The sequence below is a fragment of the Pseudomonas sp. S36 genome (genome assembly GCF_016647875.1).
In the GTDB taxonomy this organism is placed as follows: Bacteria; Pseudomonadota; Gammaproteobacteria; order Pseudomonadales; family Pseudomonadaceae; genus Aquipseudomonas; species Aquipseudomonas parafulva.
Map to the genome: position 1 here is coordinate 1 of NZ_JACVVG010000034.1, position 18,315 is coordinate 18,315.

Consider the following 18,315-nt stretch of genomic DNA (forward strand, 5'->3'; position numbering starts at 1 on the left):
CAGATCGAGCGCCGCCCGCGCGGCGCATCGCGAGCTGCGCTCGCTCCTACGGTTGTTTCGGGCCAATTAAGCCTGCGCCGTTTGCACGCCGCCCCCTGACGCGTGATGCACAGCAAACACAAAAATAGACAACCTACTACCCGTAGGTTACCTTTGGTAGGTAATCCGCCATCCATCCAAGGACCCTACCCATGCACACCCTGATCGTCACCGCCCACCCCGACCCTCACTCACTCACCCATGCCATCGCCCAGACGATCGCCGAAAGCCTCACAGCCTCAACCCCGCAGCACACTGCCGAACTCGCCGACCTGACCGCCGAGGGTTTCGACCCCCGTTTCAACCTGGCGGACCACCACTTGTTTCTCAAGCAATCCCCACCCCCCGCTGATGTCGCAGCTGAACAGCGACGGCTCGACCGCGCCGACGCACTGGTGCTGGTTTACCCCATCTACTGGTGGTCTTTTCCGGCCCTGCTCAAAGGCTGGATCGATCGCGTGTTCGCCCAAGGCTGGGCCTACCAGGACAACAACGATGGCAAGGTGACCAAGAAGCTGCAACGCCTGCAGGTGCACCTGGTGGCCATTGGCGGTGCCGACCAAGGTACTTACCAGCGCCATGGCTACGGCGCGGCCATGAACACCCAGATCGACCACGGCATCTTCGATTACTGCGGCGCACCGGTGCGCAGTTCCACCGTGCTGCTGCCATCTGAAGGTGACTATGCCCGGGCTCATCTGGAAACCGCCCAGGCCATCGGTGCCAGCATCTTCGCTTCCCAGAGCTGAACCACAGTGGGACAATCGCGCCCATGACCGACACAAACCCACCCGCACGCCGGCGCCTGCCCCGCGAAGCCCGTACCCGTCAGTTACTGGAAACCTCCTGGACATTGATTGCCGACGAGGGGACCGATGCGCTGACCCTGGGCCGACTGGCCGACGCGGCGGGCGTGACCAAACCGGTGGTCTACGACCACTTCGGCTCCCGCGAGGGCTTGCTGGCTGCGCTGTATGAAGACTACGACGTCCGCCAAACGGCCTTGTTCGATACCGCCATCGCAGCCGCGCAACCTACGTTGCCAGACAAGGCTGCGGTGTTTGCCAGCGCTTACGTAGATTGCGTAATGACCCAGGGCCGTGAGATTCAGGGGGTGCTGGCAGCCCTCAGCGGGTCGCCTCAACTGGCGACGGTCAAGCGCAAGTACCAGACAGCCCTGCTGCAGAAGTGCGCCGGCATATTTGCCCCCTTCGCTGTCACAGGCGGCGTTTCCGAGGCCGGCCTGTGGGTTGTGCTAGGTGCCGCAGACGCCGTGTCGGAAGCTGCCGTTTCGGGGGAGATCACTGCTGACCAGGCAAAAGAGGCATTGCACCTCACCGTGATCGAGGTGGTGCAGCGTTGTAGCTGAAGGCCTGAGAAAGCGTGCGGGAGTAGACCGTGCAGTAAAAGTGATTTGACTCACCCTTCACTCGGCTGGCGTAACGGCTTCACTCGCAGCCTGCGCCGCCAGTTTCTCCCGGTCGGCCTTGCTGATGTATTTGGGCTTGGTGCTGCGCGGGGCGAGCTTGGCGCTGGCTTTCTTGGCGTGGGCCTTGAGGAGTTGCTTGATTTTCTTCTGGCGGTTCATGGCTGGCTTCTGGCGGGTTACATGGCGGCCATCATACCCTGCCCCGGGCAACCAGACGTCAACCTCGTCGCAAAACTCAGGGGACGGTGCATGTGGCCGCTGTCCTGTTACAGAGCTGAACCTGTACGCTTCAGGGTCTCAAGCCCAGGACGACGACCATGCACAGCGACCCCAACCACCCCCCTGCCTCCGACTGGGTCATCCGCAGCGCCCAGCCTGGCAGCGTGGAACGGATCGAAGCCTGGTTCGGCAGCCATGGGTATGACCCGCATCGGCACGATACCTATTCCATTGGCCGTACCCTGGCCGGGGTGCAGAGTTTTCACTACAAAGGCTCGCTGTGCCATGGCGTGCCGGGCAACACGCTGGTGTTGCACCCTGACGAATTGCATGACGGCATGGCCGGCACTGCTGCGGGTTTTCGCTACCGCATGGCCTACATCGACCCCGCGCTGATACAGCAGGTGCTGGGGGGCGAGCCGCTGCCGTTCATTGCTGGCGGCGTGTCCAGCGACCCGCGCCTGTTCCGCGCCAGTCAGGCCTTTGTCCAGGCACTCGACCACCCCCTGGAAAGGCTGGAGGAACAGGACGCCGTGTACGACCTGGCCATGGCCCTGCGCGCCGTGGGCGGTAAGCCGCGTGGGCGCAAGCGCCTGGATTACCGCTCGGCTGAGCGGGCCAGGGCCTTCATCATGGAGCACCAGCAGGCGGGCATAACCCTGGAGATGCTCGAAAAGGCCAGCGGCCGCGAGCAATGGAGCCTGTCCAGAGACTTCCGCGCGTTGTATGGCACCAGCCCTTACCGCTTCGTGACCCTGCGGCGGCTGGACACGGTCCGCAGGCTGTTACTCGATGGCTTCACACTGGTGGACGCGGCCCTGGCCGCGGGCTTTCACGACCAGAGCCACATGACCCGCCACTTCACCCGCAGTTTCGGGGTACCCCCCGCTCGCTGGGTCGAGCGCTTGCGCGCTGGGCGCTGAGTTGCAGGATCGTACAAGAAGCCGTTGCGCCCGCTGGGTAGGCTTGGCTCTCCAACAACGGAGAACCCGCCATGCCCGCATCAAAGCAGCAAGCCCCTGCACAGCCTGTGAACCTGAACAAAAAAGCATCCATGATCGACCAGCAATGGAGCCCCCGGGTGGTCGCGGAAATGAACGACTACCAGTTCAAGGTGGTACGTATCGAGGGCGAATTCATCTGGCATTCGCACCCAGAAACCGATGAGGCGTTTCTGGTCCTGGAGGGCACATTGCGCATCGACCTGCCAGCGGGTTGCGTGTGGGTACAGCCGGGTGAGTTGTTTGTGGTGCCGCGAGGTGTAGAGCACAGGACGGCTGCACAGGGAGAAGCGAAACTGATGATGATCGAGCCACGCGGGGTGCTGAATACGGGCCATGAAGGGGGTGAGCGCACAGCGCAGAACGATCTTTGGATCTAGGGCCGCTTAGCGGCCCATTGCCGGCAACTCTGCCATTCAACCTGTGGAAGCGGGTTTACCCGCGAAACGGCCTGGGCCAAACTCGAGCCCAAACCGCCACAGCTGGAACGCGCCATGCTCACCACCCTTGCCATTGGTAATTACCGCTCGATCAACCACCTGGTACTGCCCCTGGGCCAGCTCAACCTGGTGACCGGCGCCAATGGCAGCGGCAAGTCCAACCTGTACAAGGCCTTGCGCCTGCTGGCCGAAACGGCCCAGGGCGGGGTGATCGAGGCGCTGGCGCGGGAAGGCGGGCTGGACTCCACCTGGTGGGCGGGCCCGGAAATGAGCGCGCGCATGAAACGCGGTGAAGTGCCCATTGAAGGGCAGCACCCGAAGGAGGTCCGACGCCTGCGCCTGGGGTTCGCCACCGAGGATTTCGGCTTCGCCATCTCCCTCGGCCTGCCCATTCCCCTGCCCTATCCCTCCGCCTTCATGCTCGACCCGGAAATCAAGTGCGAAGCCATCTGGGGCGCCGGGGCCTATCGCCCCGCATCGTTGCTGGTCGAGCGCAAGAACGCCCTGGTACGCGCGCGCGAGGGCAATGGCTGGGCGGTGCTGGACCAGCATGCAGACAGCTGCGAAAGTTTCTTCAACATCGTCGGCCGCCCACGTCAGGCGCCGGAAATCGGCGAGCTGCGCGCGTTCATCAACAGCTGGCGGTTCTATGACCACTTTCGCATCGACCGCGACGCCCCGTGCCGGCAGCCGCAACTGGGCACCCGCTCACCGGTGTTGCACCATGACGGGCGCAACCTGGCCTCGGCCCTGCAAACCATTATCGAAATCGGTGACGTCGAGGACCTGACCGCCGCCCTGGATGATGCCTTCCCCGGCAGCCAGCTGGAGATCGACGCACCACCAGGCGGGTTGTTCAGTGTAAGGCTGCATCAGCACGGGTTGCTGCGCCCATTGGGTGGTGCAGAGCTGTCGGATGGCACCCTGCGCTACTTGCTGTTGATGGCAGCCCTGCTCACCCCGCGGCCACCGTCCCTGATGGTGCTGAACGAACCCGAAACCAGCCTGCACGCCGACCTGCTGCCTGCACTGGCGCGGCTGATCATCCGCGCGTCGCAGCGCAGCCAGGTGTGGGTGGTGTCGCACAGCGCCGCACTGATCCAGGCCTTGAAGGCCTGCGAGGGGTGCAATGTGCTGGAACTGGAAAAGGTGCAGGGCCAGACCCAGTTGCGCGGCGTCGGGCTGCTGGATGAGCCGTTGTGGCGCTGGGTGGACTGAAGAGCCGTTGCTCGATGCGCAGCTCAGGGCTACGAGCCACTCTGTGCGCTGCGTCACGTTCCGACGCAACTAGCACATCCGTACTATTTCCACCCCTTGCCCCCCTCCCGATACTCCCCCTGTTAACCGTCGCACACAGGAACGCCAGCGCCTTCAGGGCCGGCGGCCACGCCAGTGGCATCTAATGGAGTATCTGGAGTCGCTATGAACCCCCTATTCAGACTATCCCCGCTCACCTTGGCGATCACCCTCGCCGTGTTGCCGGACGCACACGCCGCGGACTATATCCTCAACAGTGGGCAGGACACCTTCAGCAGTGACCGCGCCTATGACGGCACCGTCTCGCTGCGGCCCGGCGACGGTGTGCCTGCCAGCCTGACCATCAACAATGGCGCCGAACTCACCAGCAAAGGCGGCCGCATCGGTGGCACTTTCACTAACGACCAAGCCAGCACCGCCATGGCGACGGTCACAGTCCAAGGGCCGGGCACCCGCTGGACGGTCCCACGCACCACTGCCGTATTGGGCAACACCATCGTGGTTGGCGGCGCAGGCCAAGGCACGCTGAACGTGCTGGATGGCGGGCAGGTGTCTGTGCGTGACCTTCAGCTCAGCGACAACGGCAATGCGGGCAATGGCCTGTCCCGGGCAAACCTGGTGGTGAGCGGTCAAGGCTCGAAGGTGGATACGGTACAAGTCAGTTCTGGAGGGGTGTTCCTGTACGACTCGCGCATCACCCTCAAAGAGGGCGGGCAACTGGCCAGCGAACGCGTAGCCATCAACTCCATCAGCGATGTGTCGGGCGCTGGAACCCGCTGGGACAACACCGGCACCTTCCGCAACCGCAACGACCTGAGCTTGAGCAGCGGCGCCGTGCTGACCAGCGATTCGATGACCCTGGGCTCGGCCAACACCAGCCGCAACACCCTGGTCAGCGTATCGGGTGAAGGCACACGCCTGGCCACCCGCGCCATGACCTTGGGCACCACCACGTCGAGCACCATCCTGGTGTTGGCCGACGGGGCGGAGTTAAGCAGCACTGACGGTATCGACATCAGTGAATTGACCAGTATCAACAGTGCCGCACGCGGCACCCTCGCCATCGGCGGTGCCGTGGTGCGTGACGACAGCCGCACCGACATTGATGGGATCACCGCTGGCCCCGCCAAGGCAGCCGGTCGTGTGGATCCGCAAACCGCCATACGCTTTGGCGCTGGCAGTGGTTCACTGGCGTTCAACCACACCGACAACAACCTGCAGTTCGCCAACAGCATCAGCGGCGCTGGCCGGGTGTATGCGTTCAGCGGCGACACCACCCTGAGCGGCGACCTGACCGGGTTGTCGGGCAGCACCGTGGTACGCGGCGGGCGCCTGGTGCTGGCCGGCGACGTGGACCAGACCAACCCGCGGGGCACCTCGCTGCTGAGTGTGGGCAACGGCACGCTGGTGGTGAACGGCACCGTGGGCCACACCGACACCGCAGGCAATTACAGCAACCGCGCCCAGGTGCTGGACGGTGGTGTACTGGCGGGTACCGGCCAGGTGGGCGCTACCCAGGTGGCCTCGGGCGGTACCCTGTCGCCGGGCGAAGGCGCGCTGGGCACCTTGTCGATCAAGGGTGACCTGGACATGGCCGCCGGCTCGCGCTACGCCGCCGACATCGCCGGCAACGGCGGCTCCGACCGCGTGAACGTCAGCGGCGCCGCCACCCTGCGTGGTACCCGCGTCGATGTCACCACGCTGAACGAGGCGCAAAGCTACCAGACCGGGCAAACCTACACCCTGCTGGCGGCCCAAGGCGGCGTGAAAGACGGCGCAGCGGCTGGCACCGCTTATGCCCAGGCCTTTACCAACTCGGCGTTCCTCAACGTAAGCCTGCAGCGCACCGCCAACGAGCTGAACCTTACCATTGCGCAGAAAACCACCACGCCACCGGTCGAACCGCCCGTGGAGCCGCCGGTTGAGCCACCTGTCGAGCCGCCTGTACAGCCACCCGTGGAGCCGCCTGTGCAACCCCCGGTAGAGCCACCCGTTGAGCCGCCTGTGCAACCCCCGGTAGAGCCACCCGTTGAGCCACCGGTACAGCCGCCTGTTCAACCCCCGGTAGAACCGCCGGTGCAGCCACCCGTGCAGCCTCCTGTCGAGCCACCGGTTCAGCCGCCGGTCGAACCACCGGTCCAGCCACCTGTGCAGCCCCCGGTCCAGCCGCCAGAAGCCGGCACCCCTGGCATCTTCCAGACCGTGGCACTTACCCAGAACCAGTGGAACACCGCAGGCGCGCTGAGCGTGCTGGAACAGAGCGGCGAACCGCTGCGCCTGTACAACAACCTGCTGGTGCTGGACGCCGCCAGCGCCCGCAACGCCATCGACCAGTTGTCTGGCGACTACCACAGCAGCACCGGTACCGCGCTGATCGCCAATAGCCAAGTGGTCTCCGGTGTGTTGGGTACCCGCCTGCGCGGCCTGCTGGACAGCAACACCGTGCGCATGCCGTTGGGGGCGTCGAACCTGATGCCCACTACCCCGGAAGCACAGGGTGGTGCATGGGCGCAAACCTTCGGTAACTGGTCGAAGCTGGACGGTAACAACGGCTCCAGCGGCCTGCACCAGAGAACCGGCGGTGTGCTGGTTGGCGCAGACGGCAGCATCACACAGGACTGGCGCGCCGGCGTGTACGGCGGCTACAGCCGCTCCAAGTTCGATGCCGACGACCGCGACGCCAAGGGCCACAGCGACAACTACCACCTGGGCCTGTACACCGGCGCCCAGTTCGATGCCCTGCGCCTGAGCGCAGACGTGGGCTACACCTGGCACAAGCTGGACAGCACGCGCAACGTGGCCTTTGCCGGCTTCAACGACCACTTGAAGGGCAAGCGCGACGCCAACACTCTGCAAGCCAGTGGCGAGGCGGCCTACCGCATCGGCCTGGGCGCAGTGGCGCTGGAGCCGTTCGTGGGCGTGTCGTACGTGAAGTACGATGCCGACAGCTTCCGCGAAAAAGGCGGTGCCGCGGCCCTGAAGGTGTCCAGCGAGAAACAGGACACCTGGTTCTCGACCGTGGGCATGCGTGCCTCTACCCACACCCGCGTGGCCAACCACGATACCCAGCTGTTCGGCTCGCTGGGCTGGCGCCGGGCCTATGGTGACCTGGACCCTCGCAACGAACAGGCGTTTGCCGGTGGGCCTGACTTCGCTGTGCAAGGCATTGCGCAAACGCGCAACGTGGCGCTGACCGAAGTGGGGGCCAAGGTGCAGCTGAACCGGCAGACCGAGGTTGGGCTGTCGTATCAGGGGCAGTTTGGGTCGGACACGCGGTTCCACTCGGTGAATGCGGGGGTTACGGTTCGGTTCTGATGAACCCTTGTGGCGCCGGGTGGGCTGACCTCACCCCATAGCGGCCTTGCGGGTGCTGGGTGCGATCAACGCACCCAGCACCATGCACACCAGGCCCAGCCACACCAGTGAGACCAGAGGGTATCGGCGGATCACAATCAGTGTGGGGCCCTGAGCGTCATCGGCAGGCACTTGCCCCATCAGCGCCGACGATGCCGGTACCCACACTTGCTGATCGCCCCACCAGCCGCGAATCACAAAAGGGTCCAGCAGATAGCGCGGGCCACCGGCATAGCGGGCATATCGATAGTCGAGAATTTCGCACAGCTGCCGCACGGGGCCCTGGTAACCAGCGGGCTGGTGCCTGCCATCCATGAACAGCGCCTGCCCGATGCTGGTGCTGCCCTGTGCACGCACCTCCACCTGCGCCACCGCCTGGTACCCCGAGTAGTTCTGCCCGGGCTCAGCCAGCGACACCCGTAATGCCGAGCCGTCTGGCAATGGGCGCCAGGTCTGCAGTTGCTCAGGCGATAGCTGAACAGCCTGGTAGGTATTCAAGGCCGTCGCCGCAAAGCCCCCCACCAGCGCGATCACCGCACCAGCGTGAATCAGCGCCAGCGAACCGGTTACCCGCAGCGCGCCCGATTTCCGGCTGCGAGCAACGCTGCATGCGCTCCAGTACAGACACGCCAGCAGCAGAAACGCCGCCGATGCCAGCGCTGCATCCAGCCATGGGAGCACCCTCACAATCTGGCTCGACAATACCCCCCGGCCCTCATACCAGGCGCTGATCAACCCGCCGTGCCACACCAGAGCAGCGCAAACCAGCAGCACCAACCCCGTGGTCACCGCCGCGTACACACCGCGGGCGGCTTTGCGCAGGAAGGTATATCCACCCACCAACCCCATCAGGCCGATCAAAGGGAGCAGGCTTTGGCTGAGGCTGTAGCCTTCCACCGTCCACTGGGCAAACGCACGTCTAAGCTGCTGCATCTCAGCGGCGTTCGCCCACATCACAAGCGTTTCGAAAAACGGCTTTTCATTCACAGGCTTTGCGGCTTCGGTCCATTGCCGAGCATAAGCCAGCGCCAACGCCGAACTGGCGGCCAGTGCCGTTGCGCAAAACAGCCAGACTGATAACCGGGTAGCCCATGAGAGCCTTGCCGGCGCACGCTGCGGATGGGCGAGCGGTTGATGCTGGCAATACAGTACGCACGCCGTAGCCGCCAGCACTGACGACAGCAACAGGTGCCCGAGCCAGGACGTGGTGCCGATGTACCTGTGCGAGCTGGCCAATGTCGCACTCCGCGTCACCGCCATGCTCAAGGCCGTGACTGCGGCCAGTAACAGGCTCAGCGCAGGCAGCAACCGGCTGAAGCCGCCCTGAGGGCGCCAGTGCCTGACGCCGTGCAGTACTGCCCCCAGCATTGCCCATACCACAAATGAACTGGTTTGCACCGGGTCCCAGTGCCAGAGCTGGCCAAAGGTGAAATCACCGAGCGCCCAGACCATGCCAAAACCGATGCCCGCCGTCATCAGGGCCCACGCCCTGCGGTTGTAGCGCAACGTACACGCGACGTAATCGTTCGGCTTACCTCGCAAGGCCTGAATGGCCGAACCCACCGGTGCCATGGCCCACACATAAGCCGCCAGCACCGCAGGGGCGTGCAACGCCATCCACACTTTCTGAAGGTGTGCATTCATACCCTGGCTGGCTTGCGCTGCCAGCCACGCTTCAGGCGTTGGGCTGAATGGCCCCATCACCACAGCTGTAGCCAGGTACCACGCCGTCAGCAGCCCCGGTGCGAGCGCCTCCCAACCCGGGCGCTGGGCCTGGCGCACCGCCAGGGGCGCGAACATAGCGGCCAGCAGCAACAGGGTGCCCTCATCCCCGCCCCAGAAATTGGCCGCCTTGAGGTAAGGCGCCAATGTTGGGCTGCTGTAAAGCCACACGTACCGGAAGCCGAAGCGGTCCAGCAGCAATGCACTCAAAAGTGCAAAGGAGCAGCCATAAATAATCAGCAGCGCCGCCTTCCACAGGTGGGCCCTTGCTGCTGTGCGTACGGCACCCGCGACCATGAGTACGCACGCCAGCCCCAGCAAGACGTTGCCGATACCGGGCACAAGTGCCAGCCCGGCAACCACAGCAAACCAAAGCCCCAGCCAAAGGCGAGCAGGCCCTGTTACAACAAGCCTCATTGCAGGCACCCCGCCCCTGTTTCATTCAGGTCGATCACCCGGTCGGCGTGGAACGCCACGACCGGGCGGTGGGTGATGAGAATCCGGGTACTGCCTGCAAACAGCGCGTCGATGTCGCGCAGTATCTGTGCCTCCATCGCGCTGTCGACACCGCTGGTGCTTTCATCCAGGATGAGAATCCTGGGCTTGAGCAAGATCGCCCTGGCCAGGGCGATGCGCTGGCGCTGCCCACCAGACAGCCGACTGCCGCGCTGCCCCACCAAAGTATCGAGCCCGTGCTCGAGCTGCTTCGCAAAGGCTTCCACCCCCGCCACCCGGGCAGCCAGGCACACCTCGTCGTCCGAAGCACAGGGCCGGCCGTAGCGAATGTTTTCCAGCAGGCTGCTGGAAAACAACTCGGTGGTTTGTGACACCACGGCCACCCTGCGGCGCAGGTGTTCAAGGCTGTGCTCGCGCAGGTCGACGCCGTCCAGCAAAATGCGACCGTCGTCAGGGTCAAAATGCCGTTGCAGCAGGTCTACCAGGGTCGACTTGCCGCTCCCCGAAGCACCGGTGACAAGCACCCGGCTGCCTGCCGGGATATCGGCAGTGACGGCCCGCAGTGCCTGCCTGTTACTGCCCGGGTAGGCGAAAGTGACCTGGTGAATGGCCAGATGGCCCCTGCCCCGCACTGCCCTGGCCGAGGCGGTATTGGTGATCAGCGGGCATTCCTGCGCCAGTTCCCTGACCCTGCCAACACTGACCTTTGCCCGTTGGTAACCGGTGTACAGGCTGGCCAGCGCCTGCACAGGGGCGCTCGCGCGTTGCATGTAGGTTACGAACGCAATGAGCACGCCAAGGGTAAGGCTGCCCTGAGCAATACGCTGGGCCCCCACCAGAAACACCAGGGCAATGCTGACGGACATCACCAGCGCCGGCAGCGAGCCTACCGCATAACCCACCACCTGCAATTTCAATGAAGAAACCCGCTGGCGCTCGTGCAGCCGCATCAAGTCGGCAAAACTGCGTGCCTGGCCGTTGAACGCTTGCACGCACTTCACCAGCCCCAGCGTTTCCATGAGAAAGGCGGCGATGTCTGTACCGCGTTCCCGGGTGTCCTGGCTCAGGCGCTCCACGTGCGCACGCGCCATGCGCAGGAACACTGCATTGACCAACAATACGGCGGCCAGCACCGCCAGCAGCTCGGTGCTCATGTACCCCAGCATGATCACGGCACCCGCGAACATCAGCGTGTTGTTCATCACGCTGAAGACCGCGTCCACTACAAAACGCTGCAGCTCAGCCATGTCGGCGTTCAGACGGGTGTGGATGTCGCCTTGGCGCGTGCTGGAAAAGTAATGTGGCGATAGCGTCAGCAGGTGTTTGAACATGTCCTCGCGCATACCGTGCAGCATGCGCGAGGATGCATGGGTATGCAGATAGCGGGTTACCCCGCCCAGCAGCGCGCATGCCACCGCGAGCGCCACCATGGCACTCACGCACACCAGCACAGTGTCGAAATCCCCCTTCAGCATGCCGTCGTCGATCAGGCGCTGGCTCAGGTACGGCTGGGCAAGCCCGGCAGCCGCAACAACCAGCGACAGCAGCGCCACCGCAGCGAACCTCGGCCATTGGGGCGCAGCAAAGGGCAGTATCCATTGCCACATGTTCAGATCAGCCGAACCGCTCGCCCCACCTTGCGGCAGGGTGAACCTATCGCCCGAGTGCTTGAGCCGGCCCATGCTGGCTCAGCGCTGCACGACACGCAGGGATGTCAGTACCTGGTCCCCACCGCCCGGGATCATGATCTGGCCCTTTTTCTCAAGCGTCTGCGAGTCGTAGATGGCGATGTCGTCAATGGTGCCGCCCACATACAGCTCCTTGCCGTCACTGGAAACGTTGACCGTGTAGTAAGTGTGGTCCAGGTCGATCCGCTTGATCAGCTTGCCGGTTTCGATGTCTGTCTTGGTGAGCTGGGTGTAGACCGTGTAGGCCTCATTGCGGCGTACAGGGTTGATGACCGACGAGAACAGCACCACAGAGGCATCTTCGAACTCATGGAAGCGCACCGAGTCCTTGGCTAGGTCCAGTGACCAGACGCCTGCCTTCTGCACGGTCTTGCCGTCGGCGCCGGTGTGGTTGATGTAGTACGGGGTGGCAAATTCCCCTGCCTGCTCGAACTGGGGCCAGATCGCCAAGGTGTCAGGCTCGCCGAACCCCGCGCGCTTCCAGGAACGCCAGGGATGCTGGCCGATCTGCTTGCCGGTTTTCGGGTCCAGCACCAGCATGTCCCAACTGAAGGCGTAGAGGCGCGAGGCATCGGGGGAGTAGATCAGCGATGACACGCGGCGCGGCACTTTCAACTTGCGCACAGGCTGGGCCTGCAAGCCGCTGGAGGTGTCGAACACCGCGATGTACGGGTCCATCACGTTGTATTCGCCAGGCAGCAGCTGGGTGGGGTTGACGAACACCGCCAGTTCCTTGCCATCCGGGGTAACATCAATCGCGTAGGGTGCCTTGGCGCGGATGCCGGATGACGAGAGGTCCGCACGGAATACCTCTTTGCCCGATTCCAGGTCAATACCCGACACGCTTTCCCAGCGATTGTGGATTACATAGGCCACCTTGCCGTTCTTCGAAACCGCCAAGGCCCCGGGGCTGTTACCCATCGAGGTATTGGGGATGTGGAAAGCCTTGATCACCTTGCGTTCTGCCGGGTCTGCCACCACCACCAGGTCGGGCCTGGCAGCGGTGACCAGGTAGTCCTTGGCGGTTGCGAACGGGCTGGTCAATACCAGGCCCAGGGCCAGAACGCCAGCCACAGCGGCCTGGCGAAGCGTTGCTTGGTTCTTGTTGTTCATGAGTATCCCTCTTGCCCCAGAGCCGGTCCGGTAGCGCAAAAGCGTGAGCAGTGATTACTTGGGAAAGACTGCCTTGAGGTTTGCCCAGTCGTTGGGGGCCGAGTCGTTGCCCTCGCTCCACTCCGGGTAGGTATGCAGCGAGTCAGGTACCTGGGCTGGCCACCAGCAAGGGTCGGAACATCCGTACAAATCGGCTTCCATGGGTTGGCAAAGCCCGGCAACGCCCAGAAACGGGTCAACCTCCCAACCGGGGTCGAACGTGGTGGCGCAGCCGACCACAGCAGACATGGCCACCACTTCGTTGGCCTCACCGTTCTCCAGCGCCACTTCGACTTGGTGCGCTTTCATGTTCATGGACTTCATGTGGTTCATGGCTGGACACTCCGAGTGCTCAAGTGCTTCTGAAAGAAGCGCGGGTTCTTCTGCAGGATTTCCATATAGACCTCGATACCGAAATCCACCCATTCGCGCATCAGGTCGCAGTAGTGATAGGTGGGTGAGTATGGGTCGCCAAAACGGGCGTAAGACTCGTGGTAACAGCCGCCGGCGCACAGGTTGCGAATCTGGCAGGTGGAGCACCCTTTGCCGGCGCGCTGGGTAGCGCCCTCCAGAAACGCTCCCAGTTCCTTTTTGGCGATACCCTCGTCCACATTGCCAAACAGCGGCATGTCCGAACCCGTAAAGCGGTGGCACAGGTTCAGGTCGCCTTTGTGATCCACCGCCAGCAACCCCACGCCGGCACCACAGGGCAGTGCCTTCTTGCGGCCTTCGTAAAGGTCGCTCATCAGCTGGTGCATATTGGAAAACCCGTTGTTCCTGCCCTCCAGTGCCGCGTCCCGGTAAGCGAGCCCCAGCGTCTTCATGCTGTCGAACACCTGCCGCAGCTCGTCCGATTGCAGGTTGAACGCGGTCACCGCGCCAGAGGTGGCAGGCGCAACGCCCACCTCAGCAAAACCAAGGTCATCCTTGAGGTGCTCGTGGATGGCGACCACATCGGTAAAGCCCGCAGTCAGCGTCACCCGAACCCCCACAGGTTTGGAGGTGTAGCGCTGCAACAGCATCCTGGATTTGGCTGCGACCACAGCGTAAGTGCCCTGCCCGCTTACCGTGATCCTGCGCCGGTCATGCACCGCCTGCGGGCCATCCATGCTGATGGATAGGCCGAAGCGGTGGGCGTCGAGGTAATCGACGATATCCTCCGTGAGCATGGTTGCGTTGGTGGTCATCGAGAAATCGACCCGCTTGCCCAACGCGGCACAGCGCGCCTCGGTGTAAGCAACCACCTGCTTGATCAGCGGCAAGTTGGTCAGCGGCTCACCGCCAAAAAAAATCACATTGATGCGCTGATGCACAGCGCCTTCCGCCAGCAACAGGTCAATGCTCTTGCGCGCCGTGTCAAAACTCATGCGGCGCCCTTTGGTGGGTACGTCCAGGTCTTCCTTGTAGCAATAGGTGCAGCTCAGGTTGCAGCCGGTGTTCACATTGAGCACCACCGTGCTGATTGGGAACGCCGTTATGCTCACGTCCATGCCAGCATCGGGGGTGCCAGGTGAATCGCCCAGAATCGACAGGCCTTTGAAATTTTCAAGGGTCTGGGCCAGGTCGGCAGGCGCGGCGACACCGCCGAAGGCCTTCTCCAGCCCTTCGAAAGACACCTGTTCATGGGCTTTGAGGAAATCGATGATTTCCCCGCCCAGCGCATCAAGCTCGAACAAACCGCTGGAAGGGATGTGAAACAGCACATGCCGCGCGCCCATCTTCACATCGTGAAAACTGAATCGGTTGACAAACAAATTGCCCATGGTGCCTTCCTCGCTGTTCAGCGGATGGGTGGGTCGTTCCAACGCTGTACGGTGACGACCAGCGGCTTGCTGGCCTCGACCTTGCGGTCGCCGTCGCTGACAACTGCGGTTACCTTGAGGTCGCCGGCATTGTTGGTGTGGAACTTGCGCGCGGGGTTCGGCCCGGCGTCCCCGGGCATGAACAGGCCATTGGCGTCCATGCTCCCGGCGAACTGGAGGTCGTCCATCGAGGTGGCGTAAGGGGTGCCGTTATCCACCGACCAGGTCGCGGGCATGTAACCCAGACGGATATCGTCGTCGGTACCGGGCTTGCCATCCGGGCCGAAGCTGTAGGCAACGGCTTCAAACTGCACCGGCACCTTGGGCATGGCCCCCTTGTTGGCCCCGACACGCGCCATGGCCTGGCCGGGCTCGATGGTGATGAAGTCCACGGTGTGGTACACCGCCAACCCTGCCTGCAGGCGCGCTGCACCCACCCCCACCTCGCGAATACCCACCTTGGCGCCCTCGGCGGCGCTGGCTTCGACAACCACCTTGTCGGGCGAACGCTCCACAACCTTGGCGGTAACGCCATCGCCCAGCGCTACGTCGCCCGTCAGCCCTGTACCGTACAGCGTGACTTTCTGCGACGCCCCCGCTTTCAGGTAGGTGGGCTGAACCGCAACGATCTGGGGCTGATCACCGACCCGGGCAGCCTGCAGGGTACCGCCGATGGCGTCCACGCCGGGCTCGAACCAGCGCCCTTTCAGGTGCTGCCCATCGGCAGACAGCGCGAAGACTTGCTGGAACTCCTGGTTGCCCTGCTTGACCGTTGCCCGCCATTCGTAACCGGTGAACACGACGGCCTTGCCCTCTGCAATTTCATGTTTGCCATTGGCGTAGGTCATCTGCATGGAGATGCTATAGCGATCAGTACCAATGGCTGAAACCGTTGCCGTGCCTTCATAGAAACCCCAGCCAGGGCGGTGGCCCGTGACCCGCCAGTTACCCGTGGGCGCCACTGCTTTATGCTCACGCCACGTTGACCAGGCCTGGGTATCGAACGCATATCGGTTACCCAGCACCCTGGGCATTTCCTGGGAGGCGATGTCCCACCAGTTACGGTCGCGGCCCGCCTGCTGGATTTCGATGGTGGGGAACTGGCCGACATGGAAGCTGGCGAGTTTGCGCCAATCTTCCTGGGTACGACGTTGCAGGGCGATGCGGCCATAGGAGTGGCAGCGGGCGCAGGTTTCGGCCACGTGCTTGTCATCCGGCGTTTCCACCTGCGTGAAGTCCCGCTCCAGCAAGTAGCGGCGGCCGGCGGTTTCCTCGGGTGCCAAGCCATTGGTGTCTGCGAGGTACTTCACCAGCGTGAGGCGTTCGTCGGCAGTAAGCCGAACCCCGTGTGCTGCCACCATCCTGCCAATGGTCATGTCCCACCCTTCGGGGGTTCTGCGGGACTGGTCGATACGGTTCAGGCCCGCATTCTCGACGGGAAGGTGGCAAACACCACACTTGGCATTGAGCAGGGCCTTGGCTTCAGTCGCAGGGTCGGCGTATGCAAACAACGGGATTGCAGAAACGGCAAGGGACAACGCCAACGGGCGCACGGGGGTAGAAAATGCACGGTGTGGGCGCATTCTTTGGGCTCCCTGTTTTGTTGTGGTTATGACTCAGGCTCAACAATCACGCCTGCTGTGCTGCCAGCGGCCATGACTTGGCTAAAGGCTACGATCTGCGCGCAAAAGGCTGTATCAAGAAACGGCAAGCAACAGCACTTTGGCTATCAAGAAATGGCAACCCCGTCGCTCGGTCGACAGGTAGCGCTTGCGCGGTGATGTTTTCTTACAAAATAATTTTCAGCGGACGGCGAGCTTGCGCCCAAGGCAGTACCCGTCCGGGATAGCGCCACCTAGAAAAAAAACAGCCTTCCGTGAGGTAGCCCATGCGCGCCATCAGAGAACCGTCACCTGTAGAGGCTCATGCGAGCCCGTCATTCGTGTGCTGTGAAACCAGCGATGTGTTGGAACAGGCCTCTGTGCTCCCCAAGTGGAACCAGGAATATGTGCAGATCAGCGAGGGGGCTTTCACTGGCGCCTTGCAGGACCTGTCGCTGGGGCCGATTCAGGTGTTCCGCGAAACCATGGACAAGGCCGTGGACCAACACGGGTTGCCCTGGCGCAACAGCTTCGCGATCGGGGTGCCCAATGCCATTGTCGGCGACGGTTTCTGGTGCGGCGACAGGCTTGAACAGGACTCGGTGTTCTTTCTAAAGCCCAATTCGGAGCTACGGTTCAGAACGCCGTGTAAATCCGACATCTATGTGGCAGTGGTCGACATGACGCTGCTAGGCGAATACGCCGAGAGCGTAGAGGGCGTGGATGCCGCCCGCATCACCGCCATCAGCGGGGCAAGCGCTGCCTCTGCCGAACTGTGCAGCGCCATCCGCAGCAGCCTCGGCCACATCTTCACCGGCCTGAGCACCAACCCGCATGCACTGGAAAATGACGTGCTGCTGCGCGACCTGCTGAGCGAAACGCTGCACACCATCTCTGCCAGCCTGAGCCATTTAAGCCAGGCGCCGCAGCACCACCCTGGCCAGTTCGTGCATCGGCATATCGTGGAGAAAGCGCGAGAATTCATTCTGTCGCGCTACAGCCTGCCGCCCTCGGTGCAGGAAATCTGCCTGGAGCTGCGTATCAGCCGGCGAACGCTGCACTATGCATTTCAAAAGGTGCTGGGTATCAACCCGGTAAGCTACCTGCGTTATGTACGGCTGCATGGCGCGCGGCAGATGCTGCTGGCTGCCGGCACCGGCCAGGTGCTGATCAGCGAAGTGGCGGCGCAGTGGGGGTTTCTGCACGCGGGCATGTTCTGCACCTACTACCGCCAGTTGTTCGGTGAAACGGCGAGCACCACCCTGATGCGAAATGCGCCCACCCACTACCCTTGCGATGGCCATGGTTAACGGGCAGGTTGGAGCAGAGCGCGCGATGGGCCGCCCAACGGCCCCCAATCATCAATGCAAGCTCAGTCCCGATACCCCGGCGCTACCCGGTCCAGCATCCTTACCATTGCCTTCCACGCCAACGCCCCCGCATCGTGGTCGGTCAACTGCCCCTCCATCACCGGCCGCCCAGGGTCATTGAACTGCCGTTCGGTGTGCACGCACACCTCATGGGCCGGCAACACCAGCTTGCCACTGGCCATGGCGGTTACCTGGATTTCGCAGGCCTTCTCCAGGTAATACATGCGCATGAACGCCTCCCCCACCGTGCGCCCAACCGTCAGCAGGCCATGGTTACGCATAATCATCACCGGCTGCTGACCCAGGTCGGCCACCAGGCGCTGCTGTTCATCCAGGTTCAGCGCCACCCCTTCATAATCGTGGTAGGCCACCTTCCCATAGAACTCCATCGACATCTGGTTTACCGGCAGCAAACCGCATTCCAGCGCCGCCACTGCGCACCCGGCGCGGGTGTGGGTGTGCAACACGCACTGGGCGTCTTCCCGTGCCCCATGGATGGCGCTATGGATGACAAACCCGGCCGGGTTGACCGGGTATTGCGAAGGCTCGACGGCATTACCCTGCAGGTCGATCTTCACCAGGCTCGACGCGGTGATTTCCTCGTACAGCAACCCGTACGGGTTGATCAGGAAGTGGTGCTCCGGCCCCGGCACCCGCACCGAGATATGGTTGAAGATCAGGTCGGTCATGCGCAGGTGTGCGATCAACCGGTAGCAGGCGGCCAGTTCTTCGCGCAGCTCACGTTCATGCTTCATGTTCTTGCAGCCTCCCAGGCCATTGAAGTG

15 protein-coding genes are annotated in these 18,315 nt (G+C 63.1%); 7 read left to right on the forward strand and 8 right to left on the reverse strand.

The features are described from left to right. The first annotated feature begins 191 nt into the window (after window positions 1-191). Both IAE36_RS17645 and IAE36_RS17650 read left to right on the forward strand, forming a co-directional pair. A complete protein-coding gene (locus IAE36_RS17645; protein WP_201213745.1) occupies window positions 192-788 on the forward strand; it encodes an NAD(P)H-dependent oxidoreductase in 597 nt (198 codons plus the stop codon). A 23-nt stretch (window positions 789-811) separates the two neighbouring features. Further along, window positions 812-1,408 carry a TetR/AcrR family transcriptional regulator gene (locus IAE36_RS17650; RefSeq protein ID WP_201213748.1) on the forward strand — a complete coding sequence of 199 codons (597 nt, stop codon included), beginning with the start codon at window positions 812-814 and terminating at the stop codon, window positions 1,406-1,408. Window positions 1,409-1,465: 57 nt separating this feature from the next. Here the strand turns inward: IAE36_RS17650 and IAE36_RS17655 are convergent, their stop codons facing one another. Further along, window positions 1,466-1,627, reverse strand: coding sequence for a DUF2986 domain-containing protein (locus tag IAE36_RS17655; protein ID WP_082428401.1), 162 nt, complete (start codon window positions 1,625-1,627; stop codon window positions 1,466-1,468). A gap of 158 nt (window positions 1,628-1,785) precedes the next feature. On the opposite strand from IAE36_RS17655, the gene IAE36_RS17660 reads away from it, so the two are divergent. The 4 genes from IAE36_RS17660 (at window position 1,786) to IAE36_RS17675 (ending at window position 7,700) form a co-directional block, all read left to right on the forward strand. Further along, window positions 1,786-2,610 (forward strand): AraC family transcriptional regulator, encoded by an 825-nt coding sequence (locus IAE36_RS17660; RefSeq protein ID WP_201213751.1) that lies wholly within the window; start codon window positions 1,786-1,788, stop codon window positions 2,608-2,610. 71 nt (window positions 2,611-2,681) lie between these two features. After that, window positions 2,682-3,068 carry a cupin domain-containing protein gene (locus IAE36_RS17665; RefSeq protein ID WP_201213753.1) on the forward strand — a complete coding sequence of 129 codons (387 nt, stop codon included), beginning with the start codon at window positions 2,682-2,684 and terminating at the stop codon, window positions 3,066-3,068. 114 nt (window positions 3,069-3,182) lie between these two features. After that, the gene (locus tag IAE36_RS17670; RefSeq protein ID WP_060483112.1) at window positions 3,183-4,346 is read left to right on the forward strand and encodes an AAA family ATPase; all 1,164 of its coding nucleotides are present in this window, start codon (window positions 3,183-3,185) and stop codon (window positions 4,344-4,346) included. A 204-nt stretch (window positions 4,347-4,550) separates the two neighbouring features. Continuing rightward, complete coding sequence (locus IAE36_RS17675) at window positions 4,551-7,700, forward strand: autotransporter domain-containing protein (RefSeq protein WP_201213759.1); 3,150 nt, start codon at window positions 4,551-4,553, stop codon at window positions 7,698-7,700. Window positions 7,701-7,730: 30 nt separating this feature from the next. Here the strand turns inward: IAE36_RS17675 and ccsA are convergent, their stop codons facing one another. From ccsA to peaA, 6 genes are all read right to left on the reverse strand, one after another. Continuing rightward, a complete protein-coding gene (gene ccsA / locus IAE36_RS17680; protein WP_201213765.1) occupies window positions 7,731-9,878 on the reverse strand; it encodes a cytochrome c biogenesis protein CcsA in 2,148 nt (715 codons plus the stop codon). After that, complete coding sequence (locus IAE36_RS17685) at window positions 9,875-11,524, reverse strand: ABC transporter ATP-binding protein (protein WP_201213767.1); 1,650 nt, start codon at window positions 11,522-11,524, stop codon at window positions 9,875-9,877. Before IAE36_RS17685 ends, ccsA begins: the two co-directional genes overlap by 4 nt. An 81-nt stretch (window positions 11,525-11,605) precedes the next feature. After that, entirely contained in the window at window positions 11,606-12,718 is a 1,113-nt protein-coding gene (gene peaD / locus IAE36_RS17690) for a quinohemoprotein amine dehydrogenase subunit beta (protein ID WP_201213768.1), read from the reverse strand. A gap of 54 nt (window positions 12,719-12,772) precedes the next feature. Then, window positions 12,773-13,090 carry a quinohemoprotein amine dehydrogenase subunit gamma gene (gene qhpC, locus IAE36_RS17695; RefSeq protein WP_060483108.1) on the reverse strand — a complete coding sequence of 106 codons (318 nt, stop codon included), beginning with the start codon at window positions 13,088-13,090 and terminating at the stop codon, window positions 12,773-12,775. After that, entirely contained in the window at window positions 13,087-14,520 is a 1,434-nt protein-coding gene (gene peaB, locus IAE36_RS17700; RefSeq protein ID WP_201213769.1) for a quinohemoprotein amine dehydrogenase maturation protein, read from the reverse strand. The genes qhpC and peaB overlap by 4 nt, the downstream gene beginning before the upstream one ends. A 17-nt stretch (window positions 14,521-14,537) precedes the next feature. Continuing rightward, the gene (gene peaA / locus IAE36_RS17705; protein WP_201213776.1) at window positions 14,538-16,142 is read right to left on the reverse strand and encodes a quinohemoprotein amine dehydrogenase subunit alpha; all 1,605 of its coding nucleotides are present in this window, start codon (window positions 16,140-16,142) and stop codon (window positions 14,538-14,540) included. Between the two features lie 305 nt (window positions 16,143-16,447). Between peaA and IAE36_RS17710 the strand changes: the two genes are divergently transcribed. Next, entirely contained in the window at window positions 16,448-17,470 is a 1,023-nt protein-coding gene (locus IAE36_RS17710; RefSeq protein WP_060483105.1) for a helix-turn-helix domain-containing protein, read from the forward strand. A 62-nt stretch (window positions 17,471-17,532) separates the two neighbouring features. Here the strand turns inward: IAE36_RS17710 and IAE36_RS17715 are convergent, their stop codons facing one another. After that, window positions 17,533-18,285 carry a class II aldolase/adducin family protein gene (locus IAE36_RS17715; protein WP_042141719.1) on the reverse strand — a complete coding sequence of 251 codons (753 nt, stop codon included), beginning with the start codon at window positions 18,283-18,285 and terminating at the stop codon, window positions 17,533-17,535. Window positions 18,286-18,315 lie beyond the last annotated feature (30 nt).